Origin of the sequence: Acuticoccus sp. MNP-M23, from assembly GCF_031195445.1 — a bacterium.
GTDB lineage: Bacteria > Pseudomonadota > Alphaproteobacteria > Rhizobiales > Amorphaceae > Acuticoccus.
Window position 1 is genome coordinate 4,626,747 of the sequence record NZ_CP133480.1, and the last position, 21,707, is coordinate 4,648,453.

The 21,707-nt window shown below is 67.0% G+C and carries 19 protein-coding genes; 14 read left to right on the forward strand and 5 right to left on the reverse strand.

All coding sequences use genetic code 11. The features are described from left to right. Positions 1–154 precede the first annotated feature (154 nt). Both RDV64_RS21275 and RDV64_RS21280 read left to right on the forward strand, forming a co-directional pair. A complete protein-coding gene (locus tag RDV64_RS21275) occupies positions 155–1,459 on the forward strand; it encodes an arsenic transporter (protein WP_309196975.1) in 1,305 nt (434 codons plus the stop codon). 238 nt (positions 1,460–1,697) lie between these two features. Continuing rightward, complete coding sequence (locus RDV64_RS21280; RefSeq protein ID WP_309196977.1) at positions 1,698–2,741, forward strand: hypothetical protein; 1,044 nt, start codon at positions 1,698–1,700, stop codon at positions 2,739–2,741. A 77-nt stretch (positions 2,742–2,818) separates the two neighbouring features. On the opposite strand, the gene RDV64_RS21285 is transcribed toward RDV64_RS21280, so the two are convergent. The 4 genes from RDV64_RS21285 to RDV64_RS21300 form a co-directional block, all read right to left on the reverse strand. After that, positions 2,819–3,628: a GntR family transcriptional regulator gene (locus tag RDV64_RS21285; protein WP_309196978.1), complete on the reverse strand. Its 810-nt coding sequence runs from the start codon at positions 3,626–3,628 to the stop codon at positions 2,819–2,821. A gap of 90 nt (positions 3,629–3,718) precedes the next feature. After that, positions 3,719–4,042, reverse strand: coding sequence for a hypothetical protein (locus tag RDV64_RS21290; protein WP_309196979.1), 324 nt, complete (start codon positions 4,040–4,042; stop codon positions 3,719–3,721). Beyond that, positions 4,039–5,100: a class I SAM-dependent methyltransferase gene (locus tag RDV64_RS21295; protein WP_309196980.1), complete on the reverse strand. Its 1,062-nt coding sequence runs from the start codon at positions 5,098–5,100 to the stop codon at positions 4,039–4,041. The genes RDV64_RS21290 and RDV64_RS21295 overlap by 4 nt, the downstream gene beginning before the upstream one ends. Before the next feature lie 28 nt (positions 5,101–5,128). Then, a complete protein-coding gene (locus RDV64_RS21300; RefSeq protein ID WP_309196981.1) occupies positions 5,129–7,144 on the reverse strand; it encodes an FAD-dependent oxidoreductase in 2,016 nt (671 codons plus the stop codon). Positions 7,145–7,233: 89 nt separating this feature from the next. Between RDV64_RS21300 and RDV64_RS21305 the strand changes: the two genes are divergently transcribed. The 12 genes from RDV64_RS21305 (at position 7,234) to RDV64_RS21360 (ending at position 20,101) form a co-directional block, all read left to right on the forward strand. After that, on the forward strand, positions 7,234–8,298 hold the full coding sequence (locus RDV64_RS21305; RefSeq protein WP_309196983.1) for a TauD/TfdA family dioxygenase: 1,065 nt from the start codon (positions 7,234–7,236) through the stop codon (positions 8,296–8,298). Further along, the gene (locus tag RDV64_RS21310) at positions 8,295–9,047 is read left to right on the forward strand and encodes a DUF2848 family protein (protein ID WP_309196984.1); all 753 of its coding nucleotides are present in this window, start codon (positions 8,295–8,297) and stop codon (positions 9,045–9,047) included. The genes RDV64_RS21305 and RDV64_RS21310 overlap by 4 nt, the downstream gene beginning before the upstream one ends. A gap of 12 nt (positions 9,048–9,059) precedes the next feature. After that, the gene (locus RDV64_RS21315) at positions 9,060–10,640 is read left to right on the forward strand and encodes an ABC transporter substrate-binding protein (RefSeq protein WP_309196985.1); all 1,581 of its coding nucleotides are present in this window, start codon (positions 9,060–9,062) and stop codon (positions 10,638–10,640) included. Positions 10,641–10,726: 86 nt separating this feature from the next. After that, positions 10,727–12,292, forward strand: a complete 1,566-nt coding sequence (locus RDV64_RS21320; RefSeq protein ID WP_309196986.1) for an ABC transporter substrate-binding protein — start codon at positions 10,727–10,729, stop codon at positions 12,290–12,292. A 21-nt stretch (positions 12,293–12,313) separates the two neighbouring features. Continuing rightward, positions 12,314–13,330, forward strand: a complete 1,017-nt coding sequence (locus RDV64_RS21325) for an ABC transporter permease (protein WP_309196987.1) — start codon at positions 12,314–12,316, stop codon at positions 13,328–13,330. Continuing rightward, a complete protein-coding gene (locus RDV64_RS21330) occupies positions 13,327–14,196 on the forward strand; it encodes an ABC transporter permease (protein ID WP_309196988.1) in 870 nt (289 codons plus the stop codon). Before RDV64_RS21325 ends, RDV64_RS21330 begins: the two co-directional genes overlap by 4 nt. Continuing rightward, positions 14,196–15,188, forward strand: a complete 993-nt coding sequence (locus RDV64_RS21335; protein WP_309196989.1) for an ABC transporter ATP-binding protein — start codon at positions 14,196–14,198, stop codon at positions 15,186–15,188. Before RDV64_RS21330 ends, RDV64_RS21335 begins: the two co-directional genes overlap by 1 nt. Beyond that, positions 15,185–16,186, forward strand: coding sequence for an ABC transporter ATP-binding protein (locus tag RDV64_RS21340; RefSeq protein WP_309196991.1), 1,002 nt, complete (start codon positions 15,185–15,187; stop codon positions 16,184–16,186). The genes RDV64_RS21335 and RDV64_RS21340 overlap by 4 nt, the downstream gene beginning before the upstream one ends. A gap of 29 nt (positions 16,187–16,215) precedes the next feature. Continuing rightward, on the forward strand, positions 16,216–18,228 hold the full coding sequence (locus RDV64_RS21345) for an FAD-dependent oxidoreductase (RefSeq protein ID WP_309196993.1): 2,013 nt from the start codon (positions 16,216–16,218) through the stop codon (positions 18,226–18,228). 26 nt (positions 18,229–18,254) lie between these two features. Next, complete coding sequence (locus RDV64_RS21350; protein ID WP_309196995.1) at positions 18,255–18,662, forward strand: carboxymuconolactone decarboxylase family protein; 408 nt, start codon at positions 18,255–18,257, stop codon at positions 18,660–18,662. Between the two features lie 57 nt (positions 18,663–18,719). Beyond that, the gene (locus RDV64_RS21355) at positions 18,720–19,148 is read left to right on the forward strand and encodes a hypothetical protein (protein WP_309196996.1); all 429 of its coding nucleotides are present in this window, start codon (positions 18,720–18,722) and stop codon (positions 19,146–19,148) included. Further along, positions 19,145–20,101, forward strand: a complete 957-nt coding sequence (locus RDV64_RS21360) for a DMT family transporter (protein ID WP_309196997.1) — start codon at positions 19,145–19,147, stop codon at positions 20,099–20,101. The genes RDV64_RS21355 and RDV64_RS21360 overlap by 4 nt, the downstream gene beginning before the upstream one ends. A 27-nt stretch (positions 20,102–20,128) precedes the next feature. Here RDV64_RS21360 and RDV64_RS21365 read toward each other — a convergent pair whose 3' ends face one another. Further along, complete coding sequence (locus tag RDV64_RS21365) at positions 20,129–21,706, reverse strand: GMC family oxidoreductase (RefSeq protein ID WP_309196998.1); 1,578 nt, start codon at positions 21,704–21,706, stop codon at positions 20,129–20,131. Position 21,707 lies beyond the last annotated feature (1 nt).

The window sequence follows — 21,707 nt, forward strand, 5'->3', positions numbered from 1 at the left end:
CCCTCCCCGCGGCCCTAGCGCCGTGCGCGTGACAGGCGTGTGACACAGCCCGCGCCGCGCGCCAACAGCGGCCGTGTGTCATCCAGCCTTCACAATCGCATGGAATGAGGGGGCGCTGTCACAATCCCCCCAACGCGACCGAGGTTGCTTCCACATGCTCGCGTTCGCGATCTTCATTGCCACTCTCGTTCTGGTCATCTGGCAGCCCAGGGGACTGGGCATCGGTTGGTCGGCTCTTGCAGGCGCCGGTGTGGCGCTGGCGACCGGCGTGGTGGGCTTTGCGGACGTCGGCGTCGTCTGGGACATCGTCTGGGATGCCACGTTCACCTTCGTGGCGCTGATCATCATCTCGCTCATTCTGGATGAAGCCGGCTTCTTCGCGTGGGCGGCGCTTCATGTGGCGCGCTGGGGCGGCGGACGCGGGCACATCCTGTTTCCGCTGATCGTCCTTCTGGGCGCGGCAATTGCGGCGGTGTTCGCCAACGATGGTGCAGCGCTGCTCCTCACCCCGATCGTCCTTGCCATCATGTTGCGCCTTTCGGTGCCGCCGGCCGGCGCGCTGGCCTTTGTGGTGGCGTGCGGTTTCGTGGCCGACACCACCAGCCTGCCGCTCGTGGTGTCCAACCTCGTCAACATCGTCACCGCCAACTATTTCGACATCTCGTTCGGTCGCTACGCCGCAATCATGGTGCCGGTGAACCTCGTCTCGCTGGCGGCAACGCTTCTGGTCCTCTGGCTCTATTTCCGCCGCTCCATCCCGGCAACCTACGAGACGGCCTCGCTGGAAGCGCCCCGCGATGCCATCCGCGACCGCGCGGTCTTCCGGGCCGCCTTCCCGCTCCTCAGCCTCTTGCTCCTCGCCTATTTCGTGACGGGGCCGCTGGGTGTGCCCATTGCCTTCGTCACCGGCGCCGCTGCGCTGATCCTCATGGCCATTGCCGGCCGCTGGGCCTCCGGCGGGCGCGGCGCCGTCGTTCCGCAGATGAAGGTCCTGCGCGGCGCGCCGTGGCAGATCGTGCTCTTTTCCATCGGCATGTATCTGGTGGTCTACGGCCTCGGCAACGCGGGTCTGACGGACATTGCCGCCGGCGTGCTGGAATGGCTGAGCCGGCAGGGCACCCTCGCCGCCACCGTGGGCACCGGCTTTGTGGTGGCCGCCCTCGCCTCGGTGATGAACAACATGCCGGCAACACTCGTCGGCGCGCTTGCGGTGGACCAGGCCGACGTGCCCGCCCTCACCCGCGAGCTGATGATCTACGCCAATGTGGTCGGCAACGATCTGGGGCCGAAGTTCACGCCCATCGGTTCGCTGGCAACCCTGTTGTGGCTGCACGTTCTCGCCGGCAAGGGCCAGCGGATCACATGGGGCCAGTACATCAAGGTCGGCGTCGTGCTGACCCCGCCGGTGCTTCTGGCGACCCTCGTCGCGCTGTGGATCTGGCTGCCGCTTTCCAGCTGACACCAGCCCCGCCTGCCCCTTCGCGCTAGGGATTGTTTCCGAACCGGTGGGAACAAACGCTGCGTTCAAAGATTAGTGAGTGACAATGCTCGCTGCCGGGCACGGACACACCCGCGGTGTCCTGACCGGATTATTTCAGAACTCAGCGCCTCGCAAACCGCACCACAGTTCAGTGTCGTGGCGGGCGGGTGGCGTCACCATCTGCCGCGATGGGAAGAAACATGCACAAGGAACTCAAATGAGCGAAACCTACACATCGGCACCGCTCGGCGCCGTTGCCACCGGCGCGATCGCGCGGCGCGTGTCCTGGGGCGCCATCGGCGCAGGCTGCGTGGCCACTGCCGCGCTGATGATCCTGTTCACGACGCTCGGCATCGGCATCGGCGCGGCCAACTTCGACCCGCTTTATGACGCAGATCCCACCTCCGGGATGGGCATCACGTCGGCCATCTACGTCGTGGTCACCCAGCTTATCGCGCTCGGCGCCGGCGGTTACATCGCTGCACGTCTGGCCGGCATTCCCCGCACCACCGCGTCCGTCCTGCACGGCGTGTCGGTCTGGGCCGTGACGACGATCGTGTTCGCCTATGTCTCCATCGCAGGCGGCGGTGCCATGCTCGGTGCAGCAAGCAACGCCATCGGCAAGACCGCAGGCGCTGTTGGCAGTGTTACCCGCGCCGTCGTGCCGGATGATCTGTCCCTGCCGAACCCGTCCAACATCGTGGACAGCCTCTCGATCGATGCCCTCCCGCAGGAAGTTCAGACCACGCTGCGTGAAAAAGGCATCACCGAGGCGAACATCCGCCGCGAAGCGAAAGCCGCCTTCCGGAACGTGTTCAGCCAGCAGGAGCAGCAGGCAGCGATCACAGAAGCACGCCAGACGCTCGGCGACATCCTGCGGACCCCCAGCGACGCCGGTGCTGACATCGAGGCATTCTTCGACAAGATGGTCGAAGGCCCGAACGCAATCCTGAACGAACAGGACGCCAACCAGGCGATGACCGTTCTGGAAAACCGTCTCGGCATCACCCCGGCGGAAGCTGAAGGCATCGTCAACAACGTGCGCGAAAGCGTCAACTCGGCGATCGAAACCGCCAAGAACGCTGTTGAAGAAGCGCGCCAGCAGGCAGTGGAAACCGCGCAGCAGACCAGCGAAGCCATTGCGGCAGCAGCTCTGATGCTCACCCTGCTCTCGGTCATGGGTCTTCTTGCAGCCGGCATTGGCGCCTATTTCGGCCGCGCCGACACCCTGGTCGGTGACCGCGTCAGCGACCACGTCTGATAGGCATCAACGCCCTCAGGGCCTGATGATGAGCCCCGCCGCTTTCCCAAGCGGCGGGGCTTTTTCGTGGCTGGGCCTCAGCTGCGCTTGCGCGGAGTGGTGCGGCGCACGGGACGCGCCGTGGCCGGCGAAGGCCGCCACTGGCGCGAGCCGATTTCCCCGTCCCGCACCAGCTCCATCTGCATGGTGAACCGCTCGGGGTGGTAGAGCGCGTGAAGGTGCTCCATCCCCTCGCTGTTTGGCCCGTAGACAACGCGGGTCAACGAGACGAGCGGCGCCCCCGTGTCCACATCCAGCGCTTCGGACACTTCCGGGCCGGCAAGAACCGCGCTGATGTCCTGCCGCGCGAACTCGGTCTTGAGGCCGGAGCGCTCCATCAGCTCCAGAAGCGGCATCTTCGCAAGGTCGCTCTCGGAGTAGACCGAACCGATGCGCCCCGGCACGTGCGCGGTGAGGTAGGAAAATGGCTGATCGTCCACCAGCCGCACGCGCACCGAACGCTGGACGACTTCACCGCTCTTGAGCCCGAGCGCCACGCGCACCGGCTCCGGCGGTTTTATGTATTCAAACGAGATCAGCCGCACATTGGTGGTGCGGCCCATGGTGATCAGCCCGGTGAAGACATTGGCCACATCGGTGATGAGCGCACGGACCTTGGCCGGCTGGCGGGTGACGAAGGTGCCGGACCCGGCCCGGCGTTCGATCATCCCCTCTTCGGCAAGGCGGGCCAGCGCCCGGCGGATGGTCACACGCGAGACGTCGAATTCGCCGGCAAGCTTCGGCTCGCCGGGCAGGCGCGCGTCCGGTTCAAGTTCCCCCGCCACGATGCGGTCACGCAGGACGAGATAGACCTTCTGCGTCTTCAGAGGGTCTGTGGAAAGCCTCACCTTGAATGTCCCTCCTGGACCCTGGCGGCTCAGCGTGGCGGCCGGGAGCGGGGTTTGGCGGTTTCGGCCGCCAAAAGCAACCATTCAGTGTCAACCACCGCGTGAGGCCTGCGGTACGCTGCGCGACCCGGCACGCAGCGGCGTCCGCCGGTCGCCTCGCTCGGCCAGAATGTCGAAGAGCCGGGCCTGCGCCGCGTCCAGCGCAGCGCGGGCGTCGGCGGTAAACGCCGCGTCGCCGGCCAGCGCCTTCAACGCTTCCGGGTCAACGCTTGCGGACCGGGTCAGCACCGTTTCGAGCGCCATGCGCCGCTGCCGCTCCTGATGCAGCTGCGCCGCCAGGTCGAACACCAGCGCGGCGAGCTTGTCGATGTCGGGATCCGCAAAGAAGCTCAGCTCCTTCAATTCTCCGCTCATGACGCTTTCTCCGCTTCCAGCACAGCCCAGGGGAAATGCCACTCCGTGCGCTCGGGCCAGGCCAGCGCATCGAGGCGGCCGGCGCCCCGCTCGTCAAACGCGCGCCAGCCGGCATTCTTCAGCCCCGCCGCCTCACACATTGCCACCGTGTCCGCGCTCATGGCGCCGGGCATGAACGGCTCGTTGTTGCGCGCCCCGTGGCAGGCGATGTGGTGATCGCGGAACGGATCGCCGGTGAACTGGAAGTCCAGCATCCGCAAGAGACCGCCGGGCTTGAGGAGCCGTGCCGCCTCCGCAATGGTCGCCTCCAGAACCGGGCGCGGCACTTCGTGCAGAAGCATGGTGGAAGCGACCAGATCGGCCGACCCTGCCGCCAGCTCTGTCTTCCGGCAATCGGCCTGTCTGTAGTCGATGGCAAGGCCCAGCGCCTCGGACTTCTGGTGCGCCATCCTGAGGCACGGCGCAGCAAGGTCGATGCCGATCACCTCGGCATCCGGAAACGCGCGCTTCATGGGCCAGGTGGACTTGCCGAACCCGCAGCCGAGATCCACCAGCCGCGTCACCTTCTGCCCGTGCAGCGGCCCGAGACACGTGTCAACAAAGGCGCGGTGGAAGGTGTAGTCGTCGTTGCCGCCCAGCATGACGAGCTTTGCCCCCAGCTCGTAGGTGTGGGCCGACATGTCGCTCTGCCACACGCCGCCGGGCTGCACATGAATGTCCCAGTCGGTGTACCAGGACGGCATTGCAAGGTCGGGGTCGAGCGTCAGGCTTCCGGCGGGCGCGTGCGGCGGCTGGATGGGTGCGATATCCGCCACCGCGCTTTCGACCGCACGCCACAGCATTTTCTGCGAGCCCCGCTCCATCCATGCAAACCAGGGGTAGATGGACAGCGTTTGAGCGGCCTCGCCTGCGGCGGCGCGGTTTTCTGGCGGTGCGCTGGCGGTGGCGTCGTCATACTCGGCGCGCAGGGCGGAGTAGAGCCGGTCCGCCCAGCGGCGGCGCAAGGCCAGCACGAAATCGAGTTCGGCGGCCGTGTCGAGGGGATGGGGTGTCGCCATGTGGTCCTCTTGTGGTGCCTGCAAACGGTCAGAGCATGGAAGCGGCCTGATGGCCTTCGAAGACGGCTTCAAGCGCCGTGCGGGGTGCCTCGGCATCGCCGATGACGTGGACCGGCAAGGCATTCTCCCCGGGCCGGTCGGCTCCGGCCAGCTCGGCTGCCAGCTGATTGCGCGGAACGCCGTGGACCGGCGCGACCACCGCGTCCACGCCGTCGAGGTTCTGGCTGGCTCCGGTGGAGAGGTCCGTGATTGTCGCCGTGCCGTTCGCAAAGCCGGTGAGTGTGGCCAGCGCACGGATGGCAACGCCCTTGTCCTTCAGCCGCTGGCGAAGGGCGAAGCTGGAATAGACCGAAATGGTCCACCCCGGCACGCCGGTGGGCGCCAGAAGCGTGACCGTGTGGCCGCGATCCGCCAGCCATTCGGCAACGGCAACCACAGTCCAGGTGCCGAGCCTGTCCTCCAGCACCACATTGCGGCCGAGCGCTGACCCTGCGTCCATGGCCGCTTCCACGGTCATCGCCGCGCCGGTTTCGAGCGCCAGCGCGCGGGGCGCGGCCCCGGTCGCCAGGATCACCGCATCGGCGCCGGCCGCGCGCAAAGCCTGCGCCGTTGCGGCGTGGCCTGTGCGAAGCGTCACGCCTGTGCGGTCGAGCTTTGCTGCCTGATATTCGAGGAGGCGGGCAAAATCGGCCCGCAGCGGCATCGCCGCCACGCGCGCCAGCGCGCCGCCGACGGCTGGCGCTTCATCCCACAGCTCCACGTCGTGGCCGCGCTCTGCCGCCGTGGCGGCGGCTTCCAACCCGCCAGGCCCCGCCCCCACCACCACAACGCGCCGGGCTGCCCCTTGCGCAAGCTGTGGGGCGGCCAGCATCTCGCGGCCGGTGGCGGGGTTGGTGAGGCAGGTGATGGGAAGGTTCAGCGCCAGAAAGCCCGCGCACCCCTGGTTGCAGTTGATGCAGGGGCGGATTTCGGCGTCCCGGCCCGCCCGGCTCTTTGCCACAAGGGCAGGCTCGGCAATGTGGGCACGCGCCATGCCAACCATGTCTGTCCCGCCCGAAGCAATCGCCGCCTCGGCCTCGTCCATCGTGCGGAACTTGCAGACTGCCATCACCGGCGGCGGCACCGGCAGGTCCGACAAGGCAGCCTTGATGGCTGGCGCAAAGTGGCGGAACGCATCGTTCGCAAAGGCCATGTCGGCCATCTGCATCGAGATGGTGGCACTGCCGTGATAGGCTGAATGGCTGACGTTGACGAAGTCCACCTTCACCGCGCCGGCAAGCTGGCGGACGATCCGCGTCATGTCTTCAAGGCAAAGGCCGCCGGGCAGGAACTCGTCCGCGCTGATGCGGATGCCGAGCGTGGCATCGCCCACCGCCGCGCGCACGGCTTCAAGGGTTTCCAGCGAAAACCGGAGCCGGTTGTCAGCACTGCCGCCATAGCGGTCGGTCCGCACGTTGACCGCGGGCGACAGGAATTGCTGCAGCAAATGGCCGTGGGCCATCTGCAGCTCGATGCCGTCGAGACCGGCTTCCAGCATGTTGAGCGCCGTGCGGACATGACCGTCCACCACCGCTGCAATCTCCGCCTCGCTCATCGGGTGCGGCGGGGGCGCAGTCGTCGTCCACGGCGTTGGCGACGAACTCCACGCCGCGGTGCGGGTGAAGTTGCCGTCGATGTGGCGGCCGAGATGGATGATCTGGCCGAACAGCTTCGCCCCGCCCTCATGGACGGCATCGGCCACCCTTGCGAACGCCGGCACTGCCGCATCCTCGTAGCCGTTCACCCCTTGCGCGCGGCCGAGCGAACTTTGGTGAACGCGAATGCCCTCGAAGATGATGAGCGCAACGCCGCCTTCGGCGCGCGCCCTGTGATAGGCTGCATGCCTGTCAGTCGGCAGGTTGGCATGGCCAAAATTGGTGGTGTGCGCCGGCACGAAAATCCGGTTCCGCAAGACCGTCCGGCCCACGGCAATCGGGGCCAGCGCGGCACTGAACCGGCTGGAAGGGTCATTCGCGCTGGCGTCTGCGATCGGTGCGATTGCCATGTTGACTTTCCGTTATGCACCATCATAGCCTTGTACTAAGTTTAATACAAGAAACTGCAACAAGCGTGCGAACGGAGCAGCGGTGAACAATGTCTGAGGCCCTCGCAAACGACGCCCGCATCGCACCGGCAGCGGTTCCGCTGGCATTCAACCCGGTTCCCGGCCGGGACTGGACGCGCGCCGACCTCGACGCCCGCGCCGACCAGATCGTCCGCCCGGTCCCCGCAGCATTGAACGCGGAAATTGCCCGGATGCTTGAGCGTTTGCGCCGGCAGGGGCTGACGCTCGACACGGTGGAAACCGAAGACACCCTCCTCCCCGCGCTGGCCGCCATGGCGCCCCAGCTGCGCGCCGAGCTGGACACCGGCTCCGGCGTGACCGTTCTGCGCGGCCTTGCGGTGGACGGGTTGTCCGGGGAGGACGCCAGCATTGTCGCCTTTGCCATCGGCAATCATCTCGGCCGCATCATGCGGCAGGGCATTGCCACGGACAGGCGGATCTTCACCGTCACCAACACCGGCGCTGAAACCACCGACCCGATCCGGATCGGCGCCACCGCCAAACGCTCCGCCATGCACTCGGACAATGGCTGCCTGGAACGCCGCGCGGCGGATTATCTGGGCCTCCTGTGCGCCGAAAATGCCGCAGCTGGCGGCGAGAGCACGCTGGTGTCCGGCCAGACGCTGTACCGCACCATCGTTGCCGAGCGGCCGGATCTCCTGCCCCATTTTCACCGCGCGTGGCATTTCCTGCCGCCGCGGCTGCACACCTGGCCCGAAGGCCCCGAAACCATCGCAAAGCCGATTTTCGACACCGAGGACGGCGAACTGCACGTCCACTACGCCCGTGTGATGATCGAGCCTGGCCAGAAGCTCGCCGGCGCACCGCTGACGGACGCCGAGCGCGACGCGTTCGACTGGTTCGATGCGCTGCTGGAGCGCGACGAGATCGTCTGGACCTACACGCTGGAGCCCGGCGATCTGCTTCTGACCCACAACCTTGCGACGCTCCACGGCCGCCTTGCCTTTTCCGACGACGGCACCAAGCGCCGCGTTCTGAAACGCATCTGGATGCGCCAGCGCGGCCGCGGCATGCGTGATGACCCCGCCCTACTCGCCCTCGACCTCGACCGTTACGGGAGCCAAGCCCTTTGAGCCGCACACTCGACCTCACCGCCCAATCGCGAGATGGGGCCACCGCGCCGCTTTCGCTGGACCTTGCGGCCGTCATGAACATGGGGTCGGCCACGCGCGACCCCGCCGTCGCCAAGCTCCACCAGGACGAGGTGGCGCTCCACGGCGTTGCCATCGCCACCAATGTGCCGGCCCCGCGCCTTTACCCCATGGCGGTCGATGGCCTTTCCACCGGGACCCGTGTGGAGGTCCACACCGGGGAAACTTCCGGCGAGGTGGAGATCGTCCTCATTTTCGCCGACCAGCTTTATGTGGGCGTCGGCTCCGACCACACCGACCGCCTCCTCGAAAAGGCGTCCATTCCCTATTCCAAGCAGGCTTGCGCCAACGTGATCGCGCCCACGGTGTGGCCGTTCGCCGAGATTGCCGACACCTGGGACCAGTGCATCCTGCGCTCCTGGGTGGACGGGCGGCTTTACCAGGAGGTGGGCGTCGATGCCTTCCTGCGCCCCGAGGACATTGCGGCGATGCTGGCCGACCGCGCGCCGGGCTTTGCGCAGAAGGACACCGTTGCCTTCTGCGGCACCATCGTCAGCGTCGACAAGCGTCTCGGCTTCGGCTCCCGCTGGGAGTTCGAGATCGAAGACCCCGTCGGCGGCCGCTCCATCCGCCACGCCTACGACGTGGTCGACATGTTTCAGATGATCCGTCCCGAGTACCGCGTACCGGTGCTGACCGGCACCATCGGCCCCGACTCCCTCAAAACCTGACGAGGCGACGACATGATCAAATACGCCAAGGCCGCCGCTTTATCGGCCCTCCTCCTCTCCGCAACGGCGCTCACCACAATTGTTCCGGGCTCGGCACAGGCGCAGACGCTGGTGATTGCCGCCCCCGCGGTCCCCGAAGGCTTCGACGGTGATGCGCTGCGCCCCGGCACGCAAAGCGTGGTGACGCAGGTTTACGAAAACCTGATGCGCTACGGCCGGACCGAGCGCGACGGGCGCCCGTACCTCGACGCGTCGGTGATCGAGCCGCATCTGGCCGAAAGCTACGCGGTGTCGGACGACGGCCTGACCTACACCATCAAGCTGCGCGAAGGGGTGATGAGCCCCTACGGCAACGAGTTGACCGCCGACGACGTGGAATGGTCGTGGAACAAGTCGTTCGACCAGAAGCGCACCGGCAACTTCATCGCCCGCGTGGCCAACGTGGAAAGTGTGAACGCCAAGTCCAAATACGAGGTCGAGTTTCACCTCGGCGCGCCCAGCTCCATCTTCCTGTCGGCGCTGACGCTTTATGTGCCCGGCATCTACGATTCCACCGAGGTGAAGAGCCACGCCACCGAGGACGACCCGTGGGCGCTGGAGTGGCTGGCCAGCAACACCGCCGGCTTTGGCGCCTACCACCTGCAGCAGGTGCGGCCCGACGAGGCGGCGATGTTTACCGTCAACCCCAACTACTTCGGCGAAAAGCCCTATTTCGAGCGGGTGATGTACCGTGAGGTGCCGTCCGCCGCCAGCCGGGCAACACTTCTCCTCTCCGGCCAGGCGCAGTGGATCGACCGTCCGTCGATCCAGCAGGTGGTCGACCTGCGCGACGACCCGCGCGTGAAGGTGGAAGACTCCCCCGGTCGCGCCATGCTGGCTGCCCGCATGAACCCCACCTTCAAGCCGTTCGACGATGTGAAGGTGCGTCAGGCACTCAACTATGCGATCGACCGCGAAGAGCTGATGGCGAGCGTTCTGCGCGGCACCGGCGATACGGGCGATTCTCTCGTTCCGCCGATTGTCGACGGGTACGATCCGTCCTTCTTCGACTACACCCACGACCCGGAGAAGGCGAAGGCGATGCTGGCCGAAGCCGGCTACCCGGACGGCTTCGAGGTGGAGCTTCTTTATTCGGACCTGTGGTGGTGGCTGGAGCCGCTCTCGATCCAGCTCGCCAGCCAGCTTGCCGACGTCGGCGTGACGGTGAAGCCGATCCGCATCACCGGCTCCGACATGCGCTCGCGCGGCTCGCCCGGCACATCGGACATGCCGTTCTTTGTGTTCGAGGACGGGCCGATCGTGCTCGACCCGGTCTACACCTTCTATCTCCTCGCGCACTCCGATGGCGTGTCGAACCGGATGAAGTACAGCAACCCCGAGCTTGATGCGCTGATCGACGAAGCCCGTCAGACGCTGGACCGCGACAAGCGGCTCGCCCTGATGACGCAGGCGCAGGAGCTTTGGATGGCCGAAGCGCCGTGGCTGACGGTCGCCTACCCGCGCGTGTTCGAGGCGATGTCCCCCAACATCGTCGGCTGGACCCCGTACCCGGACGACCACGAACGCTGGGCCGACCTCAGCATCGAGGAATAGCGCATGCTGGCGGCGGCGCCTTCCCGCGCCGCCGCCATCCCGACCCGTCCGCCTTTTGCCGCGCCAGCCCCAGGGACCACACCGCCATGAAACTCCGCGCCGCCCTTCTCGCCGCCGTTGCCGCCACCGCGCTTTCAACCGCAGCGCCCGCCCTTGCCGAAACGCTGGTCATTGCCGCCACCGATGTGCCGGAAGGTTTCGACGGCGACGCGCTGCGCCCCGGCACGCAGGCCGTCGTCCCGCAGATTTACGAGAACCTCACAAAATATGGCCGGAAGACCGACGAGAATGGCCGCGAGGTGCTGGACCCCGGCGTGATCGAAGGCAGCCTTGCCGAAAGCTGGACCGTGTCGGACGACGGCACGCGCTACGTCTTCAAGCTGCGCGAAGGGGTGATGAGCCCCTACGGCAACGAGCTGACCGCGGACGACGTGGTCTGGTCCTGGGAAAAGTCGCGCGAACAGAAGCGCACCGGCAATTTCATCGGCAATGTCGCCAACGTCGACACGGTGGAGGCGGTTTCCGACTACGAGGTGGCGTTCAACCTCAAGGCACCCAGCTCGATCTTCCTCAACACGATGACGCTTTATGTGCCCGGCATCTACGACAGCACGGAGATGAAGACCCACGCCACCGAGGCGGACCCCTTCGCCATCGAATGGCTGGTGGACCACACCGCCGGCTTCGGCCCCTACACCTTGAGCGAAGTGCGGCCCGACGAGGTGGCACTGTTCGTCGCCAACCCCAATTATTACGGCGAAACACCCTATTTCGACCGGGTGATCTACCGGGAAGTCCCCTCCGCCGCGAGCCGGGCAACGCTGCTCCTCTCCGGTCAGGTGGACTGGATCGACCGGCCGTCCCAGCAGCTCGTCAACGAGTTCATTGACGATGACCGCGTGAAGGTGATGGACGCCCCCGGACAGGCCATGATGGCCGCCTGGATGAACCCCAACGTCCCGCCGTTCGACGATCTGCGCGTCCGGCAGGCGCTGAACTACGGCGTCGACCGCCAGTTGATGATCGATTCGGTGCTGGGCGGAGAAGGCGACATCGCAAAGTCCGTGGTCCCGCTTTTTGTGGACGGCTACGACGACAGCTCTTTCCCCTACAACTACAACCCCGAAAAGGCGCGCGAACTTCTCGCCGAAGCCGGCTACGCCGACGGGCTCGAAATCGAGCTTCTGTATTCCGATCTCTGGTGGTGGCTGGAGCCGTTCACCATCCAGCTCTCCGCCCAGCTCGCCAAGGTTGGCGTGACGGTGAAGCCTGTGCGCCTCACCGGGTCTGACATGCGCTCCCGCTCGGCGCCCGCGGTGCGCGACATGCCCTTCTTCGTCTACGAAAGCGGCCCCATCGTCCTCGATCCCGGTTACACGCTGTATCTGCTGGCCCACACCGAAGGCGTCTCCAACCGCGGCGATTTCAAGAACGAGGAGTTCGACACACTGGTCGAACAGGTGATTGCAACGCCTGACCGCGACAGCCGCCTTGCGTTCGTGAAGCAGGCGCAGAAAGTCTGGGTCGAGAATGCGCCGTGGGTGATGGTCGCCTACCCCAAGACGTTCGAGGCGATGAAGCCTGACATCGAGGGTTGGGTCTTTCACCCCGACAATCACGAGCGCTGGGCCGACCTGACGCGCGCCCAATAGGCCCGCGGCAGCGCATTCCCGATGTCAGTCAAGAGTTTCCTCCTCCGGCGTGTGGTCTTCATCCTGCCGCTCCTCATCGGCATCGTGTTCTTCACGTTCATGCTGGTGCGGCTCGGCGGGCAAGACCCGGTGGAGATGCTGGCCGGCCCCACGGCAACGCAGGCACAGATCGACATGATCCGCGGCGACCTCGGCCTCGACCAGCCGCTTCTGACCCAGTTCTGGATCTATCTGGGCAACGTGGCCCAGGGCGACCTCGGTCGCAGCTGGATCTCCTCCCGGCCCGTGCTCACCGATATTCTCCAGCGCATTCCCATCACACTGGAGCTTCTGTTTCTGGGCATCGGCCTTGGCGCGCTGATCGGCATTCCGGCCGGGATGCACGCCGCCGGACGGCCTGACGGGTGGTTCGACCAGGCAGCGCGCGCGGTGTCGCTCGTCGGCTTCTCGATCCCCACCTACTGGCTGGGGCTCGTGCTTCTCTTCGTGTTCTTCTACCTCCTTGGCTGGGCACCGCCCGGTGTCGGGCGGATCGGGATGATGGTGTTCCCGCCCGAGCGCATCACCGGCTCCTACCTGATCGACAGCCTGATTGCCGGTGACATGGAAAGTGCCCGTTCGGCCGCCGCCCACCTCGTCCTGCCTGTCATCGCCATCGCGATCATCTCGGCGGCCCCCATCATCAAGCACACCCGCGCCATCGCGCTCGACGTGTTCGGCGGCGATGCTGTGCGCTATGCGCGTGCCTGCGGCCTGCCGGACCGCACGGTGCGCAAGATCGTGATGCGCAACGCGACCGTGCCGGTGCTGACGTTCGTCGGCGGCGAGATCACCGGGCTCATCGGCACGGCATCTCTCATCGAGTTCGTGTTTGCCTGGGGCGGTCTCGGCCAATACGGCCTCAACGCCATTGTCTCCGGCGACTTTGCGGCAGTGCAGGGCTACGTCCTGTTTCTGGCGCTTTTCTCGGTGGTGGTGTTCCTGATCGTCGACCTCTGCGTCGTCATCCTGGAGCCGCGCAACGTGGAGGCGGCATGAGCGACACCGCGATCCCCCGCCGCCGCAACCCGTTCGGCCGCATCGCCGGCATTGCCCGGCGCAGCCCCACCGGCGCCATCGGCTTTGCCATCATCGCACTGTTTGCGCTGGCGGCTGCCCTTGCCCCGTGGATCACGCCATACAACCCCATCGAGGCGTTCCCGCGGCAGATCCTTGCCGAACCCGGCGCCACGTTCTGGTTCGGCACTGATGGCAACGGCATGGATATATTCTCGCGCGTCATCTACGGCGCCCGTTACGCCTTCGCCATCGCGGTGCCTGCGGTGCTGCTCTCGATGCTGATCGGCGTACCGCTCGGCCTCTGGGTCGGCTATGTGGGCGGCACGCTGGACGAAGCCACGATGCGCATCTTCGATGCGCTGCGCGTGTTTCCCTCCATCATTCTGGCGCTGGCGGTCGTTGCCGCCGCCGGACCCTCGGTGCTGAACGTCGTGCTGGTAATCGGCGTTCTGGACAGCCCGATCTTCGCCCGCGTCGTGCGCTCCGAAGTGCTCGCGCTGCGCTCGTCCACCATGGTCGAGGCGGCACGGGCGGCGGGCAACCCCACATGGCGGATCGTCCTCGTCCACCTTCTTCCCAACACCATGCAAGGGGCGATGGCACAGTCGGCCGTGCGCGCGGCGTGGGCCGTGCGGATTTCCGCAGCGCTTGCCTTTCTGGGGGTCGGCATCCAGGTGCCGACGCCGGAATGGGGCGTGATGATCCGCCAGGGCGCAGAGTTCATGGTCACCGGGCAATGGTGGGTCGCCCTCTTCCCCGGCCTCGGCCTGATGCTGATGATGCTCGGCCTCAACATGCTCGGCGACGGTGCGCAGGACCTCCTCAACCCGCGGCGGGTGAAGTGATGACCACGCTCCTTTCGATCCAGAACCTCGAAACCCACTTCGTTGCCCGTACGCTGGACAACGAGATCCGCACGGCCCGCGCCCTCAACCGCGTCTCGTTTGATGTGGCACGCGGCGAAATTGTCGGCCTCGTCGGCGAAACGGGCGCGGGCAAGTCGCTCACCGCGCAGTCCGTGCTCGGCCTCTTGCGTGCCCCGGCACGGGTGGTCGGCGGCACCGCCGCGTTCGGCGGGCGCGACCTTCTCGCCCTGCCGCCCGGCGAGATGAACACCTTGCGCGGCAACGAGATCGGCCTCGTGGTGCAGAACCCGCGCACCTCGCTGGACCCGCTGTGCCAGATCGGCCGGCAACTTGTCCGCATCCAGCGCGCGCATCGAACCATGTCGCGCAGAGCCGCCTGGACGCGCGGGATCGAGATGCTGTCCGCCGTCGGCATCCCCGAGCCGGAAAACCGGATGAAGGCGTGGCCGCACGAACTTTCCGGCGGCATGGCCCAGCGCGTCCTGATGGCCATGGCGCTCGTCAACGAGCCGCGCCTCCTCATTGCCGACGAGCCCACCACTGGCCTCGATGTGACCGTCCAGGCCCAGATCCTCGATCTTCTGCGCAAGCTCGTTCTGGAACGGCAGATGGGCGCCATCATCATCACCCACGACCTCGGCGTGGTGGCGCACTATTGCGAGCAGCTGGCCGTGATGTTCGCCGGCTCCATTGTGGAGCGCGGCCGAACGGCAGACGTGTTCGCCAACCCCAGCCACCCCTACACCCGCGCACTCCTGTCGGCGACGCCGGAGCGGTTGCGGCTCGGCACCGGCAGCATCGTCGGCGGTGCCCCGCCCGACCTCTACAACCTGCCGGACGGCTGCCACTACCGCGACCGCTGCAAGCGCGAGACTGACCTGTGCCGCACGGCTCCGCCCATGGCCGAGCTTGGCGAGGGCCACGGCGCGCTCTGCCACTTTGCCCAAACGCTCAAGGGAGAGCCGATTTGACCGCCGCCGCAACCGGCACGCAGAGCGCCCGCCCGATCCTCGATGTAGAGAACCTCGTCAAGCACTTCCCGGCGGGCGGCAAGACCGTTCACGCAGTCAACGACGTCAGCTTTTCCATCCGCCCGTCCGAGATTGTCGGCATGGTCGGCGAATCGGGGTCCGGTAAATCCACCATCGGGCGCCTTGCGGTGTCGCTGCTGGGCGCGACCTCGGGCAAGGTCGCGGTGGAGGGCGCCGACCTTGCCGGCCTCAAGGCTGCCGACCTCCGCGCACTCAGGGCACGAATGCAGATCGTGTTTCAGGACCCGTGGAGCGCCCTCAACCCGCGCATGTCCGTTGGCCGGCAGATCGGCGAGCCGCTGGTGCTCCACACCGACCTCTCGCGCTCCGCCCGTCGGCAGAAGGTGGAGGAGCTCGCAAAGCGTGTTCAGCTTCCCATCGAATTCCTGTCTCGCGCGCCGTCCGAGCTGTCGGGCGGGCAGCTCCAGCGGGTCTGCATCGCGCGCGCCATCGCCACCGACCCGGCGCTGATCGTGCTCGACGAACCCACGTCCTCGCTGGACCTCTCGGTCCGCGCCGGAATTCTCGATCTGCTGGCAAAGCTGCGCGCCGAGCTTGGGGTGGCGATGCTGTTCATCTCCCACGACCTTGGCACGGTGAAGCTGGTGTCGGACCGGATCGTCGTCCTCTACCTCGGCACGGTGGTGGAGGAAGGCCCCGCCGCCACCGTCTTCAACGATCCGGCGCACCCCTACACGCAGGCGCTTCTTTCCGCGCACCTGCCGCCGGACCCTGCCGCAAAACTCTCCCGCCACGTGCTGGAGGGCGAAGTGCCAAGCCCGATCAACCTGCCTGAAGGGTGCCGCTTTTCCTCGCGCTGCCCGCTGGCGATCGACGCCTGCCGCCGCGAACTTCCAAAGCTCATTCCCGCCGGACCGGACGGGCGCCGCGCCGCCTGCCTGCGCATCGAAAGTGGCGAGAACCGCCTCTCGCTCTAGGACGCCCGCGACAACAGGACCGAAAACAAGTGCAAGCCATTGCCCCCCGCTCCCCGTACAAAACGCTGCTGAGCCCCATGAAGGTCGGCCCGCGGACCTTGAAGAACCGCGCCTGGATGCTCGCCCATGCCACGCTGCTGGTGAAGGACAACCTCTTCACCGACGCGCACGTCGGCTACTATGTGGCGCGCGCCAGGGGCGGCGTTTCCGCCATCACCATGGAAGCGATGGCTGTCCACCCCACAACGCAGCCCTACAAGGGCAAGGCGTTCGCGTTCGATGAGCGGATGGTGGAACAATATCGCAAGATTGCAGCGCCCGTGCAGGCGGAGGGGGCGCTCCTCCTGATGCAGCCGTGGCACCGCGGGCGGCAGACGAACTCGGTCGCCAACGGGCTGCCGGTGTGGTCGCCGAGCGCCGCCCCCTGCGCCGTTTACCGCGAGATGCCGCATGTGATGACCGGCGCCGACATTGCCGAGATCATCGAGGGTTATCGCCTCTCCGCCCGCTACGCGAGGGTCGGCGGACTGGACGGCGTGGAAGTTGCCGGCATGGCGCACGGCTATCTTCTCAACCAGTTCCTGTCGCCGGGCATCAACAACCGCACCGACGCTTATGGCGGCTCGCTGGAAAACCGCCTGCGCATCGTCGAGGAGATCCTCGCCGCGACCCGCGAAGAGGTCGGCGACGACATGGTCATCGGCGTGCGGATGAACGGTGAGGACGGGCACGACAGCGGCAACCACCCGGAGGCCTGGGCCGAGATTGCGCAGCGGCTGGAGGCCACCGGCAACGTCGATTATTTCTCGGTCTCGCAGGGCACCTACATCAACCGGATGCTGATCTACCCGACAAGCCCCGAGGGCCACGGCTACCAGCTTCCCGCCACCCAGCAGATCGCCAACGCCGTGTCGGTGCCCGTGATCGGCGCCGGCCGGATCGTCACCCACGCCGAGGCCGAGCAATATCTGGTGGATGGCAAGTGCGAGATCATCGGCATGGCGCGCCAGCTGATCGCGGACCCCAACTGGGTCGCCAAGGCGAAGGATGCGGACGCCGAGCCGATCCGCCCCTGCGTCGGTGCCAACTGGTGCATGTCGTCGATCTTCGCGCAGGCGCCGATTGCGTGCATCCACAACCCCGCCGCCGGCGCCGAAACGCATTTGTCCGACGATACGCGGCAGATGGCCGACAAGCGCAAGCGCGTTGCCGTGGTCGGCGGTGGCCCCGCTGGCCTGCAAGCGGCACTGACCGCCGCCAGGCGCGGCCATCAGGTCACGGTGTTCGAAGCACGGGCGAAGCTTGGCGGGCAGGTGCGGCTCTGGGCCGAGGCCCAGTCGCGCCGCGAGCTGGTGCAGATCGTCGACTGGCTGATCGACCGCCTTGCCGAGACCAACACCGAGGTCCGCCTCAACACCCACGCCGATGCCGCCATGCTGAGCGAAATGGGCTTTGATGCCGTGGTGGTCGCCGCCGGTGCCAGGGGCCTGAAACACGGCTGGTCGCCGCTGCGGCCCGAACACTGGGTCGATGGCACCAGCGTGGAGGGGGCCGAGGGTCCCAACGTCTATTCCTACATCGAGCTTCTGGAGACGCGGCCGAAACTTCCCGCCAACGTGCTGGTCTATGACTGCCTCGGCGGGCGGCAGGGCGCCGTTGTCACCGAATATTGCGCCCGCGAAGGGGCGAAGGTGACATTCGCGACCCAGCTCGGGCAGGCCTCGCCCGACCTCGCCTCAAGCCGCGACTGGGGCAAGGTCCACAAGATGCTGCGCGGCCTTGGCGTGAATTTCGTGCCCGACGTGGAGCTGGTGAAGATTTCCGGCGGCACCGCCACCCTGCGCGATGCCTACACCGGCGAAACCTCGGAGCACGCGGCAGAGGCCGTCGTCATGATGGTCGGCGCAGAGGCGCAGGACGCGGTGTTCCACGACCTCGACGGCACCGGCGGCCTCGACCTCCATCTCATCGGCGATGCGATGGCGCCGCGCCGCGTCAACGATGCGATCCGCGAAGGCGAGCTTGCCGCCCGCGCGATCTGAATTTCCAACCACGAAGGACGACCACCATGGCCATGACCCCCGATGGCGAAGCCGAACTCGAAAAGATCCGCTCGGTGCGCGGGTACACGCTGCCGCTCCACGATGCGCTTGCCGAGCTCAACCCCGAATTTCTGCGCCGCTACGGCAATCTCGCCTCCTTCACCCTGTTCGGCGAGGCCGAAGGCCGCGCGCTGGACCTGAAGACCCGCTATCTGGTGCTGGTCGGCGTCACCACCGCAGTGAAGGGCGACCGCGAGGGCGGCGAATGGGCGGCCGTGCGTGCTGTGCAGAACGGCGCGACGTGGGACGAAGTCTACGAGGCCGCCTTCATGGCAGCACTGCCCGCCGGCATTCCCGCATTCGAGGCTTTCTGCAAGACCATGAAGGAGATGAAGGAAGGCAAGGGCTGGGTCGACCAGAAGGTGCCGGACTGAGCGACGGGTGCCACCCGCCGCGTCCCTGCCGGCGCATGCCTGCCCGATGAGAGCGCGATGACCGACCGCCTCGCCATCGTGCTCGACCGGCTCTTGCCGGGCGACAGCGCGCGCGGCTGGCCGGCTGCCGGAGCGCTCGGCCTCGCCACTGCCGTGCGCTCTCTCGCCGATGAGCGCGGCAAGGCTGCCGAGCTTGCAGCAAGCCTTGCCAGCCTCCCTGCTGACTTCGACATCCTGCCGGAACCCCGGCAGACGGATGCGCTCCGTCAATTGGAGCTGGCCGAAGCGGATGCCTTCGCCCAACTCCTCGTCCTGGCCTACGGCGCCTACTACACTGATGTTCGCGTGCGCAGGGTGGTGGAGACCCGAACCGCCTACCCCGCGCGTCCGCCCCAGCCGGAGGGCTACGCCCTCCCGCCCTTTGACGAGAAGCTGATCGAGACCGTCCGCCAGCGCGCGCCCTACTGGCGCCGGACCGGCCCGTGAGCCCTCCACCGCCGGACGGCGCAGCCGCCGCCCCGCCGCGAAAAATGCCGCTGAGCGACGCGGCGCTCGGCATTCTTGCCATGCTCGGCACCACCATTGTGGTTCCGTTGATGGGAATGAGCGTGAAATTGCTGGCCGAAGAAGGGCTTGGTGCCATTTCGACCATGGCGCTCCGTTCGGCCGGTGTGCTGGCGTTCTTCCTGCCGCTCTTGCTCTGGCCATCCAACCGCCGCGCCATTGTCGTGGCCGACAAGAAGGCCCACTTCTGGCACGCCCTGTTCGGCCTCACCTCGATGGCGTGCTTTTACTACGGGCTCGGCTTCCTGCCGCTGGTGGTGGTCACCTCCATCAACTTCACCACGCCCATCTTCGTCATGCTCCTTGCCATTCCGCTCCTGTCGGAAAAGGCGGGTGCCGGAGCGTTTGCCGCCGTAGGCGTCGGCTTTCTGGGAACGGTTCTGGCGCTGGAGCCTGCCGGGGAGGCGTTTTCCGGCGTCTCGCTGGTCGTGCTTCTGGGCGCATTCCTCACCGGGTGCATGATTATCGCGATCCGCCGGATGCCCGCCGCCAGCACGCACTTTGCGGTCCTGTTCTACTACGCTGCGCTGGGCACACTGGTTTTCGGCATTCTTGCCCTTCTCACCGCCACGCCGGAAGACTGGACGGCGCTGAAGGCCCCGCACACCTGGGTGCTGGTGGGGTTGATTGCCGTCCTCGCCTGCGCGCTGCAATACCTTCTCACCATTGCCTACCGCCTTTCGGCCTCAACCAGCGTCGCCGCACTCGATTACCTGCGGCTCATCTGGGCAGCGCTGATCGGCTGGTATGTGTTCGCCGAGTGGCCGACGCCCATGGCCGTGGCCGGGATGGGCCTCATCACCGCAAGCGGCGTCTGGCTGATCGTGCGCCAGAAAAAACGCCGGCCCGCGCCCCTGCACGCAGCACAGCGCTAGCCAGTGCGCCTGAACGACGGGCGCGGCTCACGCCCTCCGGCGGGTGGAGGCAATCCGGTCAGCTGCGCGCAGCGCCAGCGCCTGGATGGTGTGGGTGGGGTTGAGCGCCGCCGCGGTCACGAACAGGCTGCCGTCGACGATCCAGAGGTTCGGCACGTCGTGGGTGGCGCCCCAGCGGTCTGTTACCGAGGTGGCGGGGTCATCGCCCATCCGCGCCGTGCCCATGAGGTGAAAGCCTGCATTTGGCGTGTGCGGCGTGCTCTGCAGCTCCACCGCCCCGGCTTCCGTCAGAAGCTCGGCGCCCCGTGCCAGGCCGAAGTCGAGCGCGCGGCGGCTGTTGTCACCCACCCGGTAGTGGATGGCGGCGGCGGGGCGGCCGGCGGCATCCACCATGTCCGGTGAGAGTGTTACGGCGTTGCCCTCCTCCGGCAGATCGTCAGCGCAAACCGAGACCGCCAGCGTGTGATCGAACACCGCCTCGAAGCGGGCGGCGTGGCCATGCCCCCATGGGATGGGTGCAAAGGTGGAGCCCAGTGCCGTGAGAAGCGGCCCGTGGGAGCGCATCACCAGAAGCTTCACGCCGCGCACGAAGCCGCGGGTGCGGTCCGTCTCATAAAACTGGTGGCTGACGATGCCGCCTGCTGTGATGCCGCGGTGCCCGCCAACGGCGTCTTCGAAGCGGCCGGTCACGCGGGCCAGCGGGTGCAGCATCAGCCGCTTGCCCACAAGGCCGGAGCGGTTGGCAAGCCCGTCCGGGTGCCCGGCGGATCGCGAGTTGAGAAGAAGGCGCGGCGTTTCGATGCCGTTGCCAGCCAGGATCACCGTTTCAGCGCTGATGCGGTGTTCGGCGCCGTCGGCGGCGGTCCAGATGACGCCATCGGCCCGCCCGTCCGGTGCAAGGCTTACAGTGTGGACGCGCGCGTTGGTCACGAAACGAACGCCCCTGCGCAGCGCTGGCAGCGCATAGACCACGTCGGCCGACGCCTTTGCCCGGTGCGGACACATCAGCTCGCACGGGCCGCAATTGTTGCAGGCCCCGCGTTCGCCATAGGGGGCGGTGTTGATGGCAAGGTCAGCCGGCCACCACGCCCAGCCGAGCCGGTCCAGCGTTGCCGCCATGTGCTGTTCCGCCGGCCCCAGCGGGACTGGCGGGGTCTGGCGCGGCGGCATTGGCGGATAGGCGGGATCGCCCGCAATACCGGCAATCCCCATGTGCGCTTCGTTCAGCGCGTAGTACGGCGCAAGCTCCTCATAATCGACCGGCCAGTCGTCGCCCACACCATCCAGCGTCCGCATGCGGAAATCCGACGGATGAAAGCGCGGCATGTGACACGACCACATGACCGTGGCGCCGCCGACGCCGGACACCACCAGAGCCTTGATCGCGCTGTTGCGGTCGTCGACCGGATCGTCATCGGCCCGCTTGCGGACGTTGGGGCTGGGGCTGAACGGGCCGAGCCGCTGCCACTCCCAGTCGTCGTCCTGCGATGGCGCGGTCTCGGGCTGCCACCAGCCGCCCCGGTCGAACACCACAACATCAAGGCCGCGGCAGGCCAGCCGCCAGGCCGCCGCCGCGCCGGACGCCCCCGCTCCCACGATGGCCACG